This window comes from Methylotuvimicrobium alcaliphilum 20Z (assembly GCF_000968535.2).
Lineage (GTDB): Bacteria > Pseudomonadota > Gammaproteobacteria > Methylococcales > Methylomonadaceae > Methylotuvimicrobium > Methylotuvimicrobium alcaliphilum.
The window spans coordinates 802,401-819,688 of the sequence record NC_016112.1 but is presented as its reverse complement, the minus strand read 5'-3'; the positions used below and the strand labels follow the sequence as shown (position 1 = coordinate 819,688).

The window sequence follows — 17,288 nt, the reverse complement described above, 5'->3', positions numbered from 1 at the left end:
TAATCATCACACTATTCTGGCAGGATTCCCCAGAACGGTAGCAAAAGCTGGCACATCTTTCGTAACTACCGCACCCATACCAATTACCGCCGCTTCACCTATCAGCAGTGGTTTATCAGCACTACCATTACGGATAATCGCGCCCGCACCGATAAATACTTTATTGGCAATATTCACATAACCATTACAACTAACCCTAGGCGAAAAAGTCACAAAATCACCTATTGTGCAATCATGCTCTATGTATGAATAAATATTACCGTGGAAGAAACGCCCTATTGAAACAGCTGTGGTTATCATTGTTCTTGCGCAGATTATAGCGCCGTCTCTAACAATAACATCGCTGTAACTGATATAGTCATCATCAATCAAGCTTAACGGCATGCCGCCCAACGCTAAACAATTCAGAGCAATTTTTTCTCTGATTTCCACATCGGCAATAGGAATATTAAAATAAAATGGTTTTTTAGCGCTTCCATAAAAAGTGGACTCAGAGATTAATCGATCTTGAATGAAATTATTCTGCGCTATCTGCCTATCAACAATCCAGTAATCCAAATGCCGGGCTCTCGCTACTTGCGAGACCAGATGCATCACGCAACGAGTAAAGCTCCCCGCACCAAAAATATATAATGTTTCGGCTTCATGAGTCATAACTTACTATATTCACGCTTAAAAAAGACTCTTACCTCCGCAACAATTCGCTGTAACTGCTCAATAGTCAAGCCCGGCCAACTAGGCAGATTCACCCCACGACTAGCAATATTTTCCGATATCGGCAATATTTGCTCCTGGTTATACATAGGCATCAAATGTACTGGATTAAACAACGGACGGGTTTCAATCCCCGCATCCAGTAAATGCTTCCTTAACGCATCACGCTGCACGGTAGTATCCGTTAATATTGAGAACATCCACCAACTGTGCCAGGCGCCCTGCTGTATAACTTGCATAGTTAACGGTAAATCGGCCAACTGCCGCAAATAATATTGCGCAATATTCTGTTTGCATTTAAGAAAACCTTCAGCTCTCTCCAATTGGGCTAGCCCAATTGCTGCACAAATATTTGTCATGCGATAGTTATAGCCAACAATATCATGCCAGTATTCTCGCCCAGCCTTCAGCCCTTGCCCCTTTAAATGTCGAACTTCGCTATCTAGCTCTACATTCTGTGTCACTACCATACCACCCTCACCTGTGGTAATAGTTTTGTTGCCAAAAAAGCTGTAGGTTGCCACATCAGAGAAATTTCCGACATGCATTCCATATAATTTGGTGCCAAAGGCTTCGGCACAGTCTTCAAGCAGATATAATTTATGTTGCCGCGCTAACTGCTGCAGAATCACCATATCACAAGGATGTCCATATAGATGTACAGCCATTATTGCTTTTGTTTTTGTTGTTATGCAACGCTCGACCTGCTTACAGTCCATTTGCCAGCTTTCTGCTTCAATGTCCACAAATACAGGCATAGCACCGACATAATGAATGGCATTAATTGAGGCGACATAGGTAAACGAGGGCACAATAACCTCATCGCCTGGTCCAACTCCCAACGCTAACAAGGCTAAGTGTAATGCTACCGTGCCATTTGATACCGAAACAGCGAATGATACATCAGTCGATTTTGCAAACTGCTGCTCGAATTCCGTAACAAAGCGCCCCTTAGACGAAATCCATGTAGTATCGATGCATTCGTTGACATATGCCTTTTCATTTCCTGACAGGTCAGGCTGGTATACGGGGATAAAAGACTTCACGTTAAAAGGCCTCTATCTGCTGTGACCGCGTATTAAAAACTGGCATACCACGCAAGCATTCAACCGCCTCAAGACCAGAGGTAAACGTTAGTAAACCTTTTTCATCACGGTGTTCACGAAATTTGGCTAATACATAGCCTTCTTTGCAACTAAGTGCCTTTAATGACCCCAACTGATCTTTCCGGACAAAATAAGCATTGTTACCAGCACTGTTACAACCTACGAACTCATAACCTTTCTCTACGGCAAGTTCACATAATGCAAGCAACGAGCAGCCTGCATACAATCCACTGTAATGCTCAGCAAAACGCGAAAAATCCGGTTTGTATGGAATAGTAATACTGCGTTCGATACCAAAAAGACTGTTATACTCCATGATGATAATAGTAGGCCGCACCACAGTGATTGCTTTCCAAATCCAATAGTCGTTGCCATCTATATCAATATGCAGCAGACCAATATTTCCACTAAACCCCGCTTCGGAAATTGTTTGATTAATATTTTGTTTCGTCACAAAACCACACAAAGCTGTTAAATCATGGCGCCAGTAATTTTGGGTACTTTTGATATATTGCACGTTTTCATCGGAACCATCGATTACTAAACCCTGCCAGTTATTGTTTTCCAACAAAAATCGAGTATTGGATTCATTGTAATTTTCAACACCAAACTCAATAAAACGGCAATCTTCGATCAGCAATTGACTAATCAGATATTGAATAATGCCATCATCACCAAACTGCGAAAACACTCTAAACTCGGCTTCGTGCAATGACGTTAGAGATCCCTGATTAAGCTTAGCCAGCAACTTACCTAGCAGAACTTTATGAATCGCGTTTTCTATTTCAAATTTACGATTAAGGTTATGCAACCGTAAACTTATTTCCTCTTCAAGCATGATACGCGTCTCATTATTCACCACTAAAATCTCCCGTCAAAATTTTGATGTGCTAGATAACTTTAGAAAATAAAACTATATCTCTATGAACTCCTTTATACTCAACACAGACCTCAGAGCTAATTAAAAATCCTTCATTATCCATCAAATTGTTTAATGCGCTTCGGGAGTAATCTAAAGGTATAGACTTTTTCCAATTTGTAACATGAACATCATCAGCATAAACAAACTCAATGATGATATTGTTTGGTTTATAGCTAAGCAATATTTTACTAAAAAGTGTTAATGAAACACCCATTCCAATACAAATATGATGTATAAAGCCAAGCACCAAAAGCATATCAGCCTGAAATCTATCATAAGCAGATGGAAAACTCAGTCCTATTCCTGAGGGCGGAGTAGGATGTAGGAAATCGAGCAAAACTGCTGTAATATTCAAGTGGTGCTGTTCAGCAACCTGGTTACATTTATTTACGTTAAACTCTTCATTATCAAAGCTAATTACCTTCGCTCCTAAACGTGCAGCAACTTCCGAATAAAAACCCTTATTTGAAGCCATATCCAAAACCTTCTTAGGCCGAATTCTCGAAATTTCATCAAACACAAATTTATGTTTTATTGAGATAGGCTTTAAGGGATTTTGATCATCCCCGGATTGAATATAACCTGCCCATTTTTTCTTATTAGCCACAGGCTGATTTAAGATTAGCCAATTTTTTACGTCTTCAAAAAAGGCAGATATTGTCACTCTATCTGATACCTTTCCGGTGAACCTAGGAAAGTCAAACTGATCTGTTGGAAAAACTTTCGTCATAAAATAATGACCAAACCCCGTACAATGCTCTTTTCTGTATTCATTAGAAGCCTTTTCACCATAGTTTTTATATAGCCATAGTGGTATCAAATAAAACTTTTTAAACTCCTCATACCACAATAAATTAAACTCCTTATAAGCCACTATTGACCCGAAGTCTATATAAATTGGCTGACCATACTTCATCATTACATTCCATGGATGACAGTCCTTGAGTTGCAAAAAAAACGAAAGCAATAAATTATTTAGATTGACGATCATATTTGCCGCTTTCCATAATGACTCAGCTGTTAATTCTGCTGCATGAGACGCAAAGTTTAATACCTCATGTTCTAACAAAATATTTGCGTTATTAAATTCAATATCTTCTGGTATCCATGTGTTTACTAAGCCAATAGATTTTGCATCTTGAAAAACATCCTCTAGTATAAACTTTTGGTATAGTGCGGCAGATGATGGACAACAAATAGTTCTAAAGAGACGTTCCTTATAAAAAAATACTCGCCCTATAGGATCTATACACGAAGAAGATACATAACTCACATCATTATCTGTTATTAACAAAACTACTCCATTTTTAGGTATATTATGGTTATTTAGTATGTGCGACTAATATGGCTCTTCCATACTTGCCGTGGTAATAGCGGATCGACACCGAATAAGAAAAGAAGATTTTCTTTAAGCAACCGATATTAAATGTAATTTATTCATTAAGAATTTGCTTTGCCGCTAATTTTTCAAATTACCACGGGAAATCCGGAAGAGCCACTAATATTCATTGATCGCTACATACTGATTAGGCAATTGATCGTAAAGTCTCGCCAACTTAGCACGTCAACACTAGGACAGGCCTCTCGGATTCGTGTCGTAACCGCAGCTTCATGATTACCTTCAATGCAGTTCACCACAACATCTGGTTTCACTAAATGAAGCTCCTGTAAACTCAGTACGGGAACATGCTGATAAGGAGAAAGTAGATTATCGGCTGACGAGACGACAAAACCTATCACCTGCAACCGCTGTTGACTGAGAAAAAGATAAAACAGCTGCGATAACTCACGTGTACCGAAAATCACCAGACGTTTTTCCTTCAAAAAGTTGACGTTTAAACTTCCTTGAAGAATATTGAGCATCAACTGCTTGAACGACAACAGGTTCTGCGTTTGCATAGTCAGCTTCTCCGACATTTCGTGCTGAGAATTACTGTTATCGAGCAATTCATCGATCATGCCATGCTGACGTAGTAGGATAGCCTTGCTGTCGTCATTACTACTCATTCCGCGTAAGCTGAATTTTGCAATCGGCCTGTCTGTTACAATGCCTTTAGTATGCTGCATGATTTTTTTCATTAGATACATATCGGCCGCGATATTAAAGCATTCATTAAACACACCAAATTCTTCAAACATTTCTAAACGGCAAAAAAAACCCTGATGGCAGGGTCGGCGGTTAGCCAAAGTAGTGTCTTGTTGAATAGTGAAATAACTGTTACCGTTATTCGGATTTATGCATAACACAGCTCCAAGATAGTATTGGTGCGCAGAAGTAAACTCAGATATAACTTGTTCAATAACTTTATCATCATAGAAGCAATCGTCAGAATTTAAAAAGTAAACAACATCACCTGTTGCCAACTCAACACCGCGATTGAATGCATGATAAATACCCCTGTCTTTGGCTGATATTACCTTACTGACATGCGGATAGTTGTTAACCAGCGTCAGCGTACTATCGGTTGAGCGACCGTCCACTATGATGTGTTCAATGTGCTCTAAAGCCGTCTGGCTAACTACACTCTCAAGACAAGCCTGCAATGTTTTTTCGCTATTATAAGTTGCAGTGATAACTGAAATTTTCATCACGCAATCACCATAAAATCTGCCCACTCCTGCCAGCCGGCATCAAGAAAAAACTGTAGTATTTCTGCCCGTACCGGCTGCGCTGCAATAACAAGGCCCCTGGCTAAATCGGTCGTTAATGGCAGTACTCGATAATCCTCGCCGTCCTCCAGTATGAGGCTTCCCGCTTGTCTGTCTATAAATCCAGCCAAAACAATTCCATGCTCTGCAAATGCCTTAGCCATACCTTTTGCCAACCCACCGGTACCATACAACCAAAGCGACCCATGCCGCTTGGCAAGTGCCGATAACTCATCGTATTTCAGTGCAGTTAATGCCTGAGCGAAATGAAATGCCGAATCAGGTTTGGTCGTAACAGAATTTTGACTTAAACGCATTCTTACCAATACCTCGGGCACGCAACCAATTATCACTCCAGCTTTTGCTGCCTTATAGAATAAGCTGTAATCCTCGCCAACCCGACTTTTGACATAGCCTATTTGTTTGACAACATCGGTCTTGGCAAAATAACTGGTGTGTATCACACAATTCCAGCGCCGTAATTGCTGTGCGATATCGTCCGGCTGATTTACGCAGTTATGCTCAGCTTCTTTTACCGAACGAAACTGCCGAAAGCGATCACTTTGGGCGACTAACGGATCGTCCGTAAAATACTCAAAATAGCTTTTTGCTATACCAAATTGCGGATGTTTCTGTAAAAATTGCAACTGTTGAGAAAATCGATGCGGAAGACTGATATCGTCGGCATCCACTTTAGCGATATAAGGCGTTCGAATCAGGCTCAATGCTTGGTTTAACCTCGCCCCGACTCCCTGATTGTCTGGCTCTGAATACAGACGGATTCTACGATCATCAAATTGACGGATTCGTGCGCATGTATCATCGCTTGAACCATCATCAATAATGAGAAACTCAAAATCAGTAAATGTCTGTGCCAGAATGCTGATCATGGTCTCCTCGACATAATCAGCGCAGTTATAGGTAGTCATTAGAGCTGTAATTATGGGATCAGACATCTCAATTTAGCTCTTTATTCAGTTGTTCGATAACCGCCATTGCCTGCTTAATCGCAGTGGAAGATATATTGCGGGTTCTGGGTAAATAAATCACATCACAACAAGACTTCAGCTCATCAAATTTGCCCTGCCAGTCATCCCCAATAACAAAGATGTCAACATCATATTTTTTAATATCGCTCTCCTTTTGCCGCCAGTTGTGCTCAGGTATCACCTGGTCAACGTAACGACAACTCTCCAGCACTTTAACTCGATGCTCAAAAGGCACTATAGTGGTTTTACCTTTCTCATTAAGGTTAAATTCATCGGTGGATACTCCCACTATCAACCTATCTCCCAAAGCTCGCGCCCTTTGTAACAAGTTGACATGCCCTACGTGAAACAAATCGAAAGTCCCATAAGTAATTACGGTTTTCATCAATTTTGACTCATCTAGCAGCCTGTCCTGAGATATTGATCATTGCGTGACTTACTTCGAGGCAACCAGCCCCATCTGTCATCGCAAATGAACGCCTGGACATTTCTTGCCATTTATCGGAACCTGTCAATGCTTCTATGTCGTCCATAAAAATATCGCGAATAAAATCGTTCTTAGGGCCAAGGCTAAAAATCACACCGAACTCATGCAAAGTTTGAATCGTAAAATTCTGATTATTTGCCGTCATTATAACTAGCGACGGAAGCCCCAAACAACAACGCTCCCATGTAGTCACCCCGCCGGCACCAAACGCCAAATCCGCTCGCAGCATCCGTTCGGCCATGTCATTCACATCGACGGCCACCGAAACGGCCAAAGGATGCAGCCGGGCGCTTTCGATGACTGACTGCAGATGCGGAGCCCGGCTGTTCAGTACTACGTCAATTTCCGGCGGTTTTGGCCAATCAACCCCAGCCAAGGTCTGTAACACCAGAGAGGTTGCATTATCCGCATCGGTTCCGCCCATGGATACCAAAATTCGCCGTATACCTTGAAAGGTCTTACGCTTTTCGATGGCTTGCGGCCTTAACTGCGAAAATTCCGGCCTCAATAACGCGTAACGCGGCCCCAAGAGTAATAAGCAGTCCGGCCTAACTCGTTTGCGGTAATCATTTTCGCGGCAACCGTAATTTTGATTTAGCACAACTTCGCAATCCAAGGCACGGTTTGCCAAATCATCGACGACTAAGATTTTTTCGGCCGCGGGCCGCAAAACTTTATGCCAGCGGTGGTCGATGGCGTAATGATCGACAATCAACCAATCGGCTTTGCTATCTTGCAAGAGCTCGATGGTTTCCTCGGCGTCAGCCTGCCAACTGGCGCCAAGCCATTCGGCATATTCGGAATCGCCGGTTTCATTTGAACCATTTTTAGCGGGTGGCTCCATTAATGCGACGCGATGACCGCGCCGTTGAATCAAATCCGCTAAATGCCCGGAGTGATTTCTGGTAACAAAGGTACAGTCATGCCCTTCGATAGCCAATGCGTCCGCCAATGTCAGGCAACGCATGATATGCCCTATGCCGATTCGCACTGAGGCGTCGGCGCGAAAAACGATATTCATTCCTTATAGAGTTTGAACAGCATTTCGGCGAATTGCCAGTCTTCCTCGGTATCTATATCTTGAACACGATGCCTGGGAAGAATCAACGGAACGGCAGCTTCCGAAAAAGTAGGAACGCCATCTAGGATGGATTGCATAGTAGCCCAATAAAATTGTCCTGCATCGTGATAAGCCGGCTCAAGGTCCTGTGAGCGAGTCCCCATGTGTTCCGGCTGAAACATCGCCACACCGCTAGTTTGGGTAATGCGCAACGCGCGTTGAATCGGGTAGGGAAAACGAGTCGCGGCGAAACATTTTGACTTGTTGTGCTTGGTCATCAGTTCAAATCCAGAAATCAAATCGCTGGGTTTGATGAATGGTGCCGTCGCGTAAATCGCACAAACAAACTCGATATTGCCGTAATGTTCAAGCGCCCATTCGGCGGCGTGCCTGGTAACCACGCCGGTACCCGCGAAATCATTGGCCAATTCGGCGGGCCGCATGAACGGCACCTCGGCGCCCCATGTCTTTGCGATCTCGGCAATTTCAGTATCGTCGGTGGAAACGATAATATGGTCGAACATCCCGCTCGCTTTGGCTGCTTCAATAGACCACGCCAGCATCGGTTTACCGCAAAAATCCTTGATATTTTTACGCGGGATGCGCTTGCTACCGCCTCGGGCGGGAATGACGGCTATTTTCATTTCATTAAACTTTCAACAACAAACAAATCATTAAACATCAAACACCAAGAGACAAAACATCGATGATCGATTGTGCCGTATTGGCAACCGTGAAGTTTTCCATCACTATTTGTCTAGCACGATCATCTACATCCAGTTTATTCTGAGCCATATTAATTAATCGCGTAGGATTCGGGCACGCGCATCGCGCATATACAGCCAAACCAGCGTACTGGTTATCAAACTATTTTCTCCATTACATTTAAAATAACCGCAATGGACATAGAAACGTTTACGGCAAATGAATACATTTTGCTAAAGCTCCCACAACCCGTGCAATGTCGTTTTTTGTTAAATCAGGAAAAAGCGGCAACGTGATTGACTCTCGATAATAGCGCTCTGCTTCTGGGAAGTCGCCAAGCTTAAAGCCCAAGCCGCGATAATAAGGCTGTAGATGCACCGGAATGTAATGCACATTGACGCCAATACCGGCGTCGCGTAAGGCATTGAACAGGTCCAACCGAGATATTCCGCAATGCTCGGTTTGCAACCGGATTACAAACAAATGCAGCGCTGAATGACAATTTTCCATTTGCCATGTCAGTGGCAACCCTTTAAGTTGCTGACGATAACACTCAGCTAATTCATGCCGACGCTCGATAAATTTATCCAGGCGACGCAGTTGGCTCAATCCCAAGGCCGCTTGCACATCGGTCATGCGGTAATTGAAACCCAACTCGATTTGTTGGTAGTACCAAGGGCCGTCTGGAGCATGTGTCATTTCAGACGGCTCTCGGGTAATACCATGGCTGCGCAGCCTAGCCATGCGTTTGGCCAAACCAGCATCGTTAGTCAGTGCCATGCCGCCCTCTCCAGTAGTGATGATCTTGACCGGATGAAAGCTGAACACGGTAATGTCCGAATATTCGCAGCAGCCGATAGATCGATTCCGATAACGGCCGCCGATGCCGTGCGAAGCGTCTTCGATGATTTTGAAACCGTAACGCCTGCTTAATTCGCGAATCGGCGCCATATCGCAAGATAAACCGCCGAAATGCACCGGGATAACGACTTTAGGCAATCGCCCTAACTCCTCGGCCTCGGCTAATTTTTGCGTCAAACAGGCCACGTCAAGATTATAAGTAGCAGGATCAATATCCACGAAATCGACTTTGGCGCCGCAATACAATGCACAATTGGCGCTAGCCGCAAAAGTATTAGGCGACGTCCAAACCCAATCGCCCGGGCCAACCTCCAACGCCAGACATGCCACATGTAATGCGGAAGTGGCGCTATTGACGGCAACGGCAAAGCCTGCCTTGCAATACTCGGCAACCGCAGCTTCAAAAGCCGGAACCACCGGCCCTTGCGTTAGAAAATCCGAGCGCAGAACTTTAACAACCGCTTGTATATCGTCTTCGTTGATGTTTTGTTTACCGTATGGAATCATTGATCGGCCAAATCTTCCTCGACAGCATAGGCTTCAATCAAAATCCGTAATTCTTCAACACTGAGAAAACGTTCGTTGCTGCCGCTATCGTATCGAAAACCCGGCCGGACCTTTTGCGCGCCGGTTCGAGCGCAATAGTTTTTCGTATTATAAGATGCGCCGGCCGGTAGAATGACATAGTAGTTGCCCAAATCCACCGTATTGAAACTATCGCTTTCGGTAATCATTTCTTCGTGAATTTTTTCTCCGGGGCGCACACCTACGATACGCTGTTCACAATCCGGCCCGATCGCTCTAGCCAAATCCGTGATGCGATAAGACGGGATTTTCGGCACGAAAACCTCACCGCCCCAGGCGTTTTCAAGCGCCCATAACACCATCTCGATACCTTCACACAAGCGGATGTTGAAACGAGTCATTTCCGGGTCAGTGATCGGCAACACTCCTGTTTTACGCTGCTGTAGAAAAAACGGGATTACCGAACCGCGGCTTCCCATCACATTCCCATAACGCACCACGCTAAACCTAATATCACGCGTACCTTTGATGTTATTTGCCGCAACAAACAGCTTATCCGAACATAGTTTAGTGGCGCCATATAAATTGATAGGCGCCGCGGCTTTGTCGGTTGAAAGTGCGACCACATGCTGCACCTTCGCATCCAAACAGGCTTCGATCAAATTTTGCGCACCCAATACATTCGTCTTGATGCATTCGAACGGGTTGTACTCGGCGGCCGGAACTTGTTTCAAAGCCGCCGCATGAATCACGATATCGATATTTTCCAATGCGCGTTTCAAGCGACTGTAGTCACGAATATCACCGATAAAATAGCGCATGCATGGCTGGTTGAAAACCTGACGCATTTCGTATTGCTTAAGTTCGTCCCTGGAAAACACAATCAGCTTTTTTGGACTATAGCGTTCCAGCAACATTTTTACACATTGCTTGCCGAAAGAACCGGTGCCACCGGTTATCAATATACTTTTTCCGTTTATCATAAACTCTTGAATTCAAATCATAATCGCGAAACCCGCTATGAATGTAGGCTGGAGGAACTCATTCCCAGCTGAGCGTTCAAAGGGCCGTTAATTTGCATGATACGTCCCAGCCCGCCATCGGCTTGAAACCGAATGGCGAAGATGCCGGTGCGTTCGTCTTCGATCAACGGCTTCTTGTCCGGCACCTCTTTTTTTTGCCTCTCTCTTCCTATTGCCTTGTCCAGTTGGTCATCCGTTCAGCCAACATGACATCTACCTCGTTTTGAGTTCTTGATATTCTGGAATACTGTCTTGTTTAAATCTTACGCGTAATAAGCGGCTAAGCCAAATAGCGAGCTTCGACTCATCTTTTGATAGTGCTGCGTGTCAACCTGTCCAATCGGACGAGCCGTTGTAAATGACGATAGGCATGATCGGCGGAAATAAGTCAGCAATTCCCAGTTTGAGCAGTTTCGCCGATTTTAGGGTGTGGGGTATGCCTGTCGAGGAGCGCCGTAAACCCATCCATGGGGGCTTGGCGGCAGCTCCCTGCTGCCGACATCCTCGCCAAGCCCTCACCCTTTTTGATCTCCAAATTGGGAATTGCTGGAAATAAGTCGCCTTTGCTCAAGATCTGAGAGCACATGATATCTTGAAACAAAAGCCCATGTAGGTCATGAAATATTCGTCACCGGATTGAAATTCTAGCAACAAATTCAGATACAGCCAGGTCTCTTTGAATTTCAGCCGCCAAATGCTGTCATCGTGACGTTCACGCAAGCCGGCGTCGTGTTTCATCATTGATTTCTTTTTCATAGGTGTCATCGAAGTTTTCAAGAGCCTTCAATTTACAACTTTCAACGAGCCATCCGCTTTAGGTAATCGCTGTAATCAAGCTGAACCAGGTTTCGCCGAGTTCGATTGAACACCAGCCCGGCTTCGAATACGGCTTTGCCCTGCCCGGAATATTTTTCGGCATACCCTTTATCCTGAATTTGCTGTAAAGCCGGGTTGGGATCTTGCGGCTGGTAATCCGTACTTTTGTCCAGCTTGATTTCCATGACATAAATAAAGTCGCCCAACATAACCGTCATATCAACCTGCCCTCGGTTTGTGGTGTCTTCCGGAATAATCGTCGCGTTCAAGCTCGCGAAATACGCATAGAGAACGCTGGCGTAGTAGCCTTCCGACTCGGGCAATGCATTGTGAGTAAAATTGCGCCAGGGAATGCCGGCGAATAGGCGTTGCAGCACGGTCTGCAACTGTACCAAATCACCTTGATTCAGACTGTCAAAAACCTGATGCTGTATTTTGAGTTTTTCGCTCGCCAGCGTTTGGGTGTAGCCGTTGATGAAGTGCGAGTTGAGCGCCTGCCGCACTTCCCGGTTGGGCACTTTGAGTTGAAACAGAAATTGGCCGTCAAAACCCGTATACGCTTTTTCGATCGTCAGATACCCGGCCTGAAACAGCAAGGTAACCGGGTCTATCGCTTCGACGTCGAACGAGTCCAGTATTTCTTCGGAAGCTTCCAGCTGTTCCAAGTCCGGCAGAAAATAGGCTTTTTGTTGGAACAATTTGATTAAAAAGCTGGGGTTGCCGGTTTCGAACCAGTAGTTACGGTAGCGTTGGTTGCCGCTGATGAATAATAGAATATCGTAAGGATTGTAAACCGGCTCGCCTAAAAATTGGTAGCCGTTGTACCAATCTTTTAGTTGCGCCCAATCAACATCGGCTAAATGCCCGGCAAAGACGGTCTCTAAATCCTGTTGGGTATAACCGCAAATAGTGGCGTAATTCTCGTCCAGGGTAATATCTTTAAGTTGGTTCAAACCGCTAAACAAGCTGACTTTGGAAAATTTGCTCACGCCGGTCATAAATATGAATTGCAGATGCGCGTCCTGGCCTTTCAGTACCGAGTAGATGTTTTTCAATCCCTCGCGGACTTCGGCAGCGCGTTCCGGATAGTCGATGTTGTCCAAGATCGGCTTGTCGTATTCATCGACTAAGACGACGACTTTTTGGCCGTATTTTTCGCGGGCTTTCAAGATTAAATCCGTAAATTTACCCGGAATATCGGCACGCTGATTGCCGGATTCGACGCCTAGCCTTTGTTGATTTTCGGTCAAGATGATTTCAATTCGCTCGTCGAGCTGCTTTCGGCTCTGTAAGATGCCGGAAGCAAAATCGATTTTAATAACGGGATAGGACTTGCTCCAATCCCATTTATCATGAATATATAAACCTTCGAATAAGGCTCGATTGCCTTCGAACAATTCTTTTAAGGTGTCGACCAATAAGCTTTTGCCGAAGCGGCGCGGACGGGATAAGAAATAGGCTTTGCCTGCGTCAATTAGTCGCGCTATCAAGGGCGTTTTATCAACATAGCAATACGGATTTTCCCGTATTTCGGCGAAGGTTTGTATGGCTAATGGCAGTTTTTTTAACGTCTTCATAATTTTCGCCAGTCGAGTTGCGCCAGGTTCCGTTGAACTTGATTAAAGATTAAACCGACTTCAAACACCGTTTGTTCGCCGACTATATATTTTTGTGCATAGGCTTTATCTTGAATTTGTTGCAAGGCTGGATTGGGCGTTTGTTTTTGGTAATCGGCGCTTTTATCAAGTTTGATTTCCATGACATAAATAAAGTCGCCCAATATGACTGTCATATCAACCTGCCCTCGGTTGGTGGTGTCTTCCGGAATAATCGTCGCGTTCAGGCTCGCGAAAAACGCATAGAGAACGCTGGCGTAGTAGCCTTCCGACTCGGGCAATGCGTTGTGAGTAAAATTGCGCCAGGGAATGCCGGCGAATAGGCGTTGCAGCACGGTCTGCAACTGTACCAAATCACCTTGATTCAGACTGTCAAAAACCTGATGCTGTATTTTGAGTTTTTCGCTCGCCAGCGTTTGGGTGTAGCCGTTGATGAAGTGCGAGTTGAGCGCCTGCCGCACTTCCCGGTTGGGCACTTTGAGTTGAAACAGAAATTGACCGTCAAAACCCGTATACGCTTTTTCGATCGTCAGATAGCCGGCTTGAAACAGTAAAGTAACCGGGTCTATCGCTTCGACGTCGAACGAATCCAGGATTTCTTCCGAGACTTCGAGCTGTTCCAGGTCGGGCAGAAAATAGGCTTTTTGTTGGAACAATTTGATTAAAAAGCTGGGGTTGCCGGTTTCGAACCCGTAGTTACGGTAGCGTTGGTTGCCGCTGATGAATAATAAAATATCGTAAGGATTGTAAACCGGCTCGCCTAAAAATTGGTAGCCGTTGTACCAATCTTTTAGTTGCGCCCAATCAACATCGGCTAAATGCCCGGCAAAGGCGGTCTCTAAATCCTGTTGGGTATAACCGCAAATAGTGGCGTAATTCTCGTCCAGGGTAATATCTTTAAGTTGGTTCAAACCGCTAAACAAGCTGACTTTGGAAAATTTGCTCACGCCGGTCATAAATATGAATTGCAGATGCGCGTCCTGGCCTTTCAGTACCGAGTAGATGTTTTTCAATCCCTCGCGGACTTCGGCAGCGCGTTCCGAATAGTCGATGTTGTCCAAGATCGGCTTGTCGTATTCATCGACTAAGACGACGACTTTTTGGCCGTATTTTTCGCGGGCTTTCAAGATTAAATCCGTAAATTTACCCGGAATATCGGCACGCTGATTGCCGGATTCGACGCCTAGCCTTTGTTGATTTTCGGTCAAGATGATTTCAATTCGCTCGTCGAGCTGCTTTCGGCTCTGTAAGATGCCGGAAGCAAAATCGATTTTAATAACGGGATAGGACTTGCTCCAATCCCATTTATCATGAATATATAAACCTTCGAATAAGGCTCGATTGCCTTCGAATAGTTCTTTTAAGGTATCGACCAACAAACTTTTGCCGAAGCGGCGCGGGCGGGATAAAAAGAATCGCGCCGGTTGCTTCGTCATTTGCCAGACCAACGGGGTTTTGTCGATATAGACCATGTCTTGTTCGCGTATCACCGACAGTGTATTGATACCGATTGGAAGTGCTTGCAATGACATGATTCGACCTTTTCCGCGTTAATCTTGGGGTTTCTGAAATTTGCGATTTGTTGATTTAGGGGTTCGTGATAACTAACGTCCTGGAACTATGAGCTTTGTTGAGGGTACAGTAACTCGCTTGACAGGACGCCGTGAATACGTCCTTGTAGGCTTGACGGCGGCTTTCCCTGCCGCCGACACCTGCCAAGCGAGTTACTGAACCCTCCATAAAATAGGGAAGTTATTTACGACCAAATCCTTAGGGAATCAGCACGTTCGCATCGGGCACAACTTTCAGCAGCGCTTGTTGCAATGCCGACTTGGCCTTTACGTCGCCGTGAATCAACCGAATTTCCGATGGTTTGACCCGCATGCCCTTGACGAAACGAACCAGAGAATCCCTGTCGGCGTGAGCGGAGTAGCCGTTCAATTGATACACGCCCGCATTGATCGTATAACGCCGCCCGTCCAGTTCGACATAGCCTTTTCTCGGACCGTAAGTTTGAATGGTCCGCCCCGGCGTGCCTTCTGCTTGATAACCGGCCAGAAGAATATCGGTGCGCTCGTCTTCGATTAAAGCTTTTAAATAATTGACGATGCGACCGCCCGCGCACATACCGCTGGCCGCAATGACGATACAAGGCCGCGCGGTCTTTTTCAGATAGTCGACCGTGTTCAGATGATCTTGATGCGAGTCTATCGTCGTGATCTGCTCAAACGCTAACGGATGCCGCCCGGCGCGCAGCTTCCGCTTGGCTTCGGCGTCCCAATGCGGTTTGAGCTTACGGAAAACTTCTGTGAAGCGATTCGCGAGCGGCGAGTCGACGATGATTTCGAGGTCTTCCCAGGCCAGGCCTTTCGCTACGGATTCTTCCCGGTAACGATGAATCAGTTCTTCGAGTTCGTACAGGAGTTCCTGCGTGCGTCCAATGCTGAAAGCCGGGATCAGAATCGCGCCGCGATTCTTCAAGCAATGGCTGATCAATTGCTTCAGCATACCTTTACGTTGCCTCCGGTTTTCATGCAAACGATCGCCGTAGGTACTCTCGAGAACCAGCACGTCGGCCCGATAAGGCGATTTCGGCGACGGCAGCAGCGGCGTGTAGGGGCCGCCCAAGTCGCCGGAAAACACGATGCGCTTATGTTGTTCGCCGCTCCCGACATCGCATTCGATGTAGGCGGAACCGAGTATGTGGCCGGCCGGTTTGAACTTGATTTTTAATTTGCTACCGGTTTTCCCGCTCAACGGCACCGTTTGCCATTGAGCGTAAGGCACGGCAATGATTTTCGATTTGATCAGGCCGATAAAACGCTCGACCAGCGCCTTGTCGCGCGTGAACCCGACTTGCACTGCATCTTCAAGCACCAGCGGCAACAATTCCGCCGACGGCTCGGAACAATAAATCGGCCCGTCGAAACCGGCCGCCAGCAAATAAGGTATGCGGCCGACATGGTCGATATGACAATGCGTGACGATCAACGCACGAACCGGCTCGACCGAAAATTCGATCTGCAGCTTATCGAAGGCCGCGCCGTCGTTCGAGACTTCTGCGCCTTGAAATAAACCGCAATCGATCAACACCGAATCGTCGGCATCGATTTTCAACTCATGACAGGAGCCGGTGACGCCGGTGACCGCGCCGTGATGTTCGATTGTTGGATACATTGATTTTATAGTTAACTATTTCAAGATTGCCGCTGTTCCTGAATGAATGCCGAGACATCCTCGTTATCGACCTGATAATAGATATCCTCGACCGAAATACTCGCATCGATCGACTCGAGATAAATCGTATCGCCGAGATAATAATAAGCCGCCTGCCAACCGCTTTGCCGCGTGAAGACTTCGATTTCGGCCTTGTCTTGTTCGACCAGTACATATTCTTGTAACGATTCCAAAGACGAGTAGGCTTCGCGTTTCAAGGTTTTATCGATTCTTCGTGTCGCCGGAGACAGCACTTCAATGATGATGACGGGGCGGGTTTTATAGTAATCGTTTTCGTGATCCTGCCGGTCGCAGACCACCATCACATCGGGATAATAAAAGTCGTTTTGGACTTTGACTTTCATGTCGTTGATATAGGCTGTGCATGGCGACTGTCTTTGCTTCAACACATTTCTAAGCTCGGCAAAAATATTGCCGCTAATCTTATTGTGCTTGTCGCTTGCGCCGGTCATCGCATAGGCAATCCCGTCAATCAATTCATGCCGGATTTGACCGTCTTGTTCGCCTTCCAGATAGTCCGCTTCGCTCAAGCGGTTTTCGGCATAGCTGACGCGCATGATACTCACTCTCCGATGCTCT

Annotated in this window: 16 protein-coding genes; all 16 read right to left on the bottom strand. The window is 45.6% G+C overall.

Going from position 1 to position 17,288, the window contains the following annotated elements; genetic code table 11:
- Positions 1–6: 6 nt before the first annotated feature.
- Positions 7–654 (bottom strand): acetyltransferase, encoded by a 648-nt coding sequence (locus MEALZ_RS22545; RefSeq protein ID WP_014147239.1) that lies wholly within the window; start codon positions 652–654, stop codon positions 7–9.
- Positions 651–1,760, bottom strand: coding sequence for a DegT/DnrJ/EryC1/StrS family aminotransferase (locus MEALZ_RS03575; RefSeq protein WP_014147238.1), 1,110 nt, complete (start codon positions 1,758–1,760; stop codon positions 651–653). The genes MEALZ_RS22545 and MEALZ_RS03575 overlap by 4 nt, the downstream gene beginning before the upstream one ends.
- A gap of 1 nt (position 1,761) precedes the next feature.
- Positions 1,762–2,658 (bottom strand): hypothetical protein, encoded by an 897-nt coding sequence (locus tag MEALZ_RS03570; protein ID WP_052712514.1) that lies wholly within the window; start codon positions 2,656–2,658, stop codon positions 1,762–1,764.
- Between the two features lie 52 nt (positions 2,659–2,710).
- Complete coding sequence (locus tag MEALZ_RS03565) at positions 2,711–4,036, bottom strand: methyltransferase domain-containing protein (protein ID WP_014147236.1); 1,326 nt, start codon at positions 4,034–4,036, stop codon at positions 2,711–2,713.
- 221 nt (positions 4,037–4,257) lie between these two features.
- On the bottom strand, positions 4,258–5,331 hold the full coding sequence (locus tag MEALZ_RS20570; protein WP_014147235.1) for a glycosyltransferase family 2 protein: 1,074 nt from the start codon (positions 5,329–5,331) through the stop codon (positions 4,258–4,260).
- The gene (locus MEALZ_RS03555; protein WP_223842371.1) at positions 5,331–6,320 is read right to left on the bottom strand and encodes a glycosyltransferase family 2 protein; all 990 of its coding nucleotides are present in this window, start codon (positions 6,318–6,320) and stop codon (positions 5,331–5,333) included. The genes MEALZ_RS20570 and MEALZ_RS03555 overlap by 1 nt, the downstream gene beginning before the upstream one ends.
- 28 nt (positions 6,321–6,348) lie before the next feature.
- The gene (gene tagD, locus MEALZ_RS03550; RefSeq protein ID WP_014147233.1) at positions 6,349–6,765 is read right to left on the bottom strand and encodes a glycerol-3-phosphate cytidylyltransferase; all 417 of its coding nucleotides are present in this window, start codon (positions 6,763–6,765) and stop codon (positions 6,349–6,351) included.
- A gap of 10 nt (positions 6,766–6,775) precedes the next feature.
- Positions 6,776–7,888, bottom strand: a complete 1,113-nt coding sequence (gene pseG, locus MEALZ_RS03545) for a UDP-2,4-diacetamido-2,4,6-trideoxy-beta-L-altropyranose hydrolase (RefSeq protein WP_014147232.1) — start codon at positions 7,886–7,888, stop codon at positions 6,776–6,778.
- Complete coding sequence (pseF, locus tag MEALZ_RS03540; protein WP_014147231.1) at positions 7,885–8,571, bottom strand: pseudaminic acid cytidylyltransferase; 687 nt, start codon at positions 8,569–8,571, stop codon at positions 7,885–7,887. The genes pseG and pseF overlap by 4 nt, the downstream gene beginning before the upstream one ends.
- Before the next feature lie 271 nt (positions 8,572–8,842).
- Complete coding sequence (gene pseC / locus MEALZ_RS03535; RefSeq protein WP_014147229.1) at positions 8,843–10,000, bottom strand: UDP-4-amino-4,6-dideoxy-N-acetyl-beta-L-altrosamine transaminase; 1,158 nt, start codon at positions 9,998–10,000, stop codon at positions 8,843–8,845.
- Complete coding sequence (pseB, locus tag MEALZ_RS03530) at positions 9,997–11,001, bottom strand: UDP-N-acetylglucosamine 4,6-dehydratase (inverting) (protein ID WP_014147228.1); 1,005 nt, start codon at positions 10,999–11,001, stop codon at positions 9,997–9,999. The genes pseC and pseB overlap by 4 nt, the downstream gene beginning before the upstream one ends.
- 606 nt (positions 11,002–11,607) lie before the next feature.
- Positions 11,608–11,781 carry a hypothetical protein gene (locus tag MEALZ_RS03525; RefSeq protein ID WP_206742862.1) on the bottom strand — a complete coding sequence of 58 codons (174 nt, stop codon included), beginning with the start codon at positions 11,779–11,781 and terminating at the stop codon, positions 11,608–11,610.
- Positions 11,782–11,837: 56 nt separating this feature from the next.
- Complete coding sequence (locus MEALZ_RS03520; protein ID WP_014147225.1) at positions 11,838–13,433, bottom strand: ATP-binding protein; 1,596 nt, start codon at positions 13,431–13,433, stop codon at positions 11,838–11,840.
- A complete protein-coding gene (locus MEALZ_RS03515) occupies positions 13,430–15,004 on the bottom strand; it encodes an ATP-binding protein (RefSeq protein WP_014147224.1) in 1,575 nt (524 codons plus the stop codon). The genes MEALZ_RS03520 and MEALZ_RS03515 overlap by 4 nt, the downstream gene beginning before the upstream one ends.
- 238 nt (positions 15,005–15,242) lie before the next feature.
- Entirely contained in the window at positions 15,243–16,649 is a 1,407-nt protein-coding gene (locus MEALZ_RS03510; protein ID WP_014147223.1) for an MBL fold metallo-hydrolase, read from the bottom strand.
- A 20-nt stretch (positions 16,650–16,669) separates the two neighbouring features.
- Positions 16,670–17,266, bottom strand: a complete 597-nt coding sequence (locus MEALZ_RS03505; RefSeq protein WP_014147222.1) for a Uma2 family endonuclease — start codon at positions 17,264–17,266, stop codon at positions 16,670–16,672.
- Positions 17,267–17,288 lie beyond the last annotated feature (22 nt).